At 75.5% G+C, this 1647-nt stretch carries 2 protein-coding genes and 1 riboswitch; of the genes, one reads left to right on the forward strand and one right to left on the reverse strand.

Features of this window, described 5'->3' with window-relative positions:
• On the reverse strand, positions 1-210 hold a 210-nt coding region (locus ACOV8S_RS21670), incomplete at its 3' end, for a hypothetical protein (protein ID WP_448319564.1).
• A gap of 41 nt (positions 211-251) precedes the next feature.
• Positions 252-398: riboswitch (cobalamin riboswitch) on the reverse strand.
• Positions 399-430: 32 nt separating this feature from the next.
• Here ACOV8S_RS21670 and cbiE point away from each other — a divergent pair.
• Positions 431-1647 (forward strand): precorrin-6y C5,15-methyltransferase (decarboxylating) subunit CbiE (cbiE, locus tag ACOV8S_RS21675; RefSeq protein ID WP_448319565.1); only part of this gene is annotated, 1217 nt, incomplete at its 3' end.

Genomic DNA, 1647 nt, shown 5'->3' on the forward strand with positions numbered 1-1647 from the left:
GTCCTCGGGGTGGACGTCCACGGGCGGCAGCAGGGCGGCCAGCGCGCGGGCGGCGGTCGACTTGGCGGTGCCCTTCTCGCCGCGGACCAGGACGCCGCCGATCGCGGGCGAGATGCCGGTCAGGACCAGGGAGAGGCCGAGGTCGTCGAGTTCGCCGGCGTCGCAGCCGACGATCGCGGAAAAGGGGTAGTGCGAACGCACCAATGGCATGTGAGGCTCCCGCTCGTTTCGCCATCCGTAAGGGGCGGGCGCGAGGCCGGTCTTCGGACTTGCCGAGTCCTCGTGAGCGAGGCTCGGTTCACCGCAGCGGGCCTGTGCCGGAATCTCACCGGGCTTCCCAGATTCTCCCCGTCGGCCGTCCTCACCGTTTCCGATGGCTGGGCCGTAGGGGCACCTCGTGCCTGTTGGGGACCACGATAGCGTCACGGGTATGACGATCGGCACGCCCCCTCCCCCCGCCACCACGAACACCGCCTCCCGGGCCGCCCTTTCCCGGATCACCGTCGTCGGCGTGACCGCCGACGGCTGGCCCTCGCTGCCCGAGCGGCTGCGGCGCACGGTGCTGGAGGCGGAGGTGGTGCTGGGCGGGCGACGGCATCTGGCGATGCTGCCGGAGGTGGCCGGGCAGCGGCGTGAGGCGTGGCCCTCGCCGCTGCGCGAGGGTCTGCCGCCGCTGCTGGCGTCCCTGGGCGGGGCGCGGGTGGTGGCGCTGGCCTCGGGCGACCCGCTGGTGTCCGGGATCGGCACAACGCTCGTCGATCTGCTGGGAGTTGGTTCGGTGCATGTCGAACCGGCGGTGTCGTCGGTGGCGTTGGCGCGGGCCCGCATGGGATGGCCGTCGGAACGGTGCGCCGTGGTGACGCTGGTGGGCCGTGATCCGCGGCTGTTGCTGCGGGAGTTGGCGCCCGGTCACCGGGTGCTGGTGCTGTCCTCCGACGCGGCGACCCCGGCCGCGGTGGCGGCGCTGCTGGCGGGCGCGGGGTACGGGCGGAGCGTGATGACGGTGCTCGGCGACCTGGGCACGGACCTCGAGTCGCGGCTGTCGGGCACGGCCGACGACTGGCTGGCCTCGCCGCCCGGCGAGGCGCCGGCCCTGAACGTGCTGGCGCTGGAGCTGGCGGGGCCGCCCGCCCTCGGTCTGGTGGCGGGGCTGCCGGACGACGCGTTCGAGAACGACGGCCAGCTGACCCGGCGTGACCTGCGGGCGTCGGCGCTGGCGCGGCTGGCGCCGGGGCCGGGGCAGCACCTGTGGGACGTGGGCGCGGGCGCCGGTTCGGTGGGCATCGAGTGGATGCGGGCGCACCCCACCTGTGCGACCACCGCCGTGGAGGCGGACACCGGGCGCGCCGCCCGCGTCGCCCGCAACGCGGGCCGGCTGGGCGTGCCGGGGCTGCGTGTGGTGACCGGGCGGGCCCCGGACGCGCTGGCCGGACTGCCGTCGCCGGACGCGGTGTTCATCGGTGGCGGGGCCACCCGGCCGGGCGTCCTGGAGACGTGTCTGGGGGCGCTGCGGCCGGGCGGCCGGCTGGTGGTGCACGGGGTGACGCTGGAGACGGAGACACTCCTCGCGGACGCCTACCGCCGCCACGGCGGGGAGTTGACCCGCCTGGCGGTGGAGACGACGGCGCCCATCGGTTCGTTCACCGG

This window comes from Streptomyces sp. CO7 (genome assembly GCF_053474865.1).